This is a genomic window from Shigella sp. SIG3, from assembly GCF_053555855.1.
This window is the reverse complement of sequence record NZ_JBQZXE010000217.1, coordinates 1-2165: the sequence shown is the minus strand read 5'-3', so window position 1 is coordinate 2165 and position 2165 is coordinate 1. Positions and strand designations below refer to the sequence as shown.

General features: G+C 47.2%; 3 protein-coding genes and 2 pseudogenes. 2 read left to right on the top strand and 3 right to left on the bottom strand.

Going from position 1 to position 2165, the window contains the following annotated elements; translation table 11 throughout:
- Positions 1-337, bottom strand: a pseudogene (locus ACUU1I_RS20280) (phosphodiester glycosidase family protein); the annotation flags it as partial.
- A 161-nt stretch (positions 338-498) separates the two neighbouring features.
- On the opposite strand from ACUU1I_RS20280, the gene ysgD reads away from it, so the two are divergent.
- Positions 499-555: a protein YsgD gene (ysgD, locus tag ACUU1I_RS20275; protein ID WP_211180520.1), complete on the top strand. Its 57-nt coding sequence runs from the start codon at positions 499-501 to the stop codon at positions 553-555.
- Between the two features lie 151 nt (positions 556-706).
- A complete protein-coding gene (gene corA / locus ACUU1I_RS20270) occupies positions 707-1657 on the top strand; it encodes a magnesium/cobalt transporter CorA (protein ID WP_000947159.1) in 951 nt (316 codons plus the stop codon).
- A gap of 40 nt (positions 1658-1697) precedes the next feature.
- Here the strand turns inward: corA and ACUU1I_RS20265 are convergent, their stop codons facing one another.
- Positions 1698-2078: a DUF2628 domain-containing protein gene (locus ACUU1I_RS20265; RefSeq protein WP_000032578.1), complete on the bottom strand. Its 381-nt coding sequence runs from the start codon at positions 2076-2078 to the stop codon at positions 1698-1700.
- A gap of 13 nt (positions 2079-2091) precedes the next feature.
- Positions 2092-2165 (bottom strand): annotated as a pseudogene (locus tag ACUU1I_RS20260) (hypothetical protein); the annotation flags it as partial.

Genomic DNA, 2165 nt, shown 5'->3' with positions numbered 1-2165 from the left:
ACACCTTCCGCTGACCGTTTTCGATGTACAAACCGAGCGGCGCATAGCTTTCATCATAGATGTCGCCGTTCATCGCCATCTGCACCTGACCCTGACTATTAATATCCGCCAGCAGAGCATGTAACGTTCCCCACGCTTCGCCATTGGCTTTTTGCCAGTACATTTTCACCCGCTCTGTTTGAGGATTAACGGTATACGCCTGTACGGTCAGCGTCGGATCTGAGAGTGCGCAATCATCAGCGGCAACAGCAAACAAGGGAAGTAAGGTGAGGGTGAGAAAAATCCGTTTGAGATTCAAGGTGATCATTCCTTTACCAATGAGTAGCCGATACGCCATTATAGGTCCTGGATGTGGGATTTTTTTATCCTGTTAGCGACCTTGACGAGTACCAAAAAGCGCGAAGTTCAACTATTGTTCTGTGGTGTTCTGTTGCGTGTTGACGGCAAAATTTTGCTGGCGTAACATGCGCGCACGATCACTCTAAGAGGACATTCGCCTTGGACACACCCAGTAGATACTGGCTCACTATCCTGTCATCCAGGATCAACTCCTAAGGCTATCCCTTTTTGCTGATAGCCTTAGCGGTTGTCAGCGACCTCAATTTTTCCCGTCGCGCTGAGTCAGGCTGTTTAATGGTCTGAAACCCAATTTGTTTCTGTGTGCCCACCGAACTGTCCGATATTTTAAGCATTGGGAGTCCCGGTCATGCTGAGCGCATTTCAACTGGAAAATAACCGACTGACCCGGCTGGAAGTCGAAGAGTCACAACCCCTTGTAAATGCAGTATGGATTGATCTTGTCGAACCGGACGACGACGAGCGACTGCGCGTACAATCTGAACTTGGCCAGAGCCTGGCAACCCGCCCGGAACTGGAAGACATCGAAGCATCGGCACGTTTCTTTGAAGACGACGACGGCCTGCATATTCACTCCTTCTTCTTCTTTGAAGATGCGGAAGATCACGCCGGTAACTCCACTGTGGCATTTACCATCCGTGATGGTCGTCTGTTTACTCTGCGTGAGCGTGAACTGCCCGCTTTTCGTCTGTATCGTATGCGTGCCCGTAGCCAGTCGATGGTAGACGGTAACGCCTACGAGTTGCTGCTGGATCTGTTCGAAACCAAAATCGAACAGTTGGCAGATGAAATTGAAAATATCTATAGCGACCTGGAGCAGTTGAGCCGGGTGATTATGGAAGGGCATCAGGGCGATGAGTACGACGAGGCGCTCTCCACGCTGGCGGAACTGGAAGATATCGGCTGGAAAGTTCGCCTGTGTCTGATGGATACCCAGCGCGCTCTCAACTTCCTGGTGCGTAAAGCGCGTTTACCGGGTGGGCAACTGGAGCAGGCGCGTGAAATCCTGCGCGATATCGAATCCCTGCTGCCGCATAACGAATCCCTGTTCCAGAAGGTGAACTTCCTGATGCAGGCGGCAATGGGTTTTATCAACATCGAGCAGAACCGCATCATCAAAATTTTCTCGGTGGTATCCGTCGTGTTCCTGCCGCCAACGCTGGTTGCTTCCAGCTACGGGATGAACTTTGAGTTTATGCCAGAACTGAAGTGGAGTTTCGGCTACCCTGGCGCGATTATCTTTATGATCCTCGCGGGCCTGGCACCGTATCTGTACTTTAAGCGGAAGAACTGGTTGTAAAAAGAAGGCGGTGGCTTAGCCTGGCTAAGCCACCTGTTATTCAAAGGCTCCAGGTATTTAACCCTTTTACCTCTTTCTCATAAAACCATTTGTTCGTGTTAACAGCAACATAGGCTGCTACGGCAATTCCCAGAATGTTAACGCCAATTAATGCACCAACAAATAGAGATAGAATGCCAAGTAATAGAACTATAATTGCTTTTTTCCATAAGCCCAGAACAAATAAATAGATCCAGGAACAGAAGAAAGCAATGAAATTCATTTGAATAGTTAATCGTTGTCTTACTTTTAATGCTTTAAATGCTGCTTTATATTCTGGTGTTGCTCCCCAGAATCCAGGAAAGCCATGTTGATCATAAAAATTAAATCGGTATTTCCATTTTTCACTTAATGAATCATCGTTCATATATTCCTTACTCATAAATACTCCATAACTATTGTTTTGATGAATCAGTAGGTGCAAGCATTAGCATACTGAAAGTGGAAAAATAACAAATCAAAAAAATCA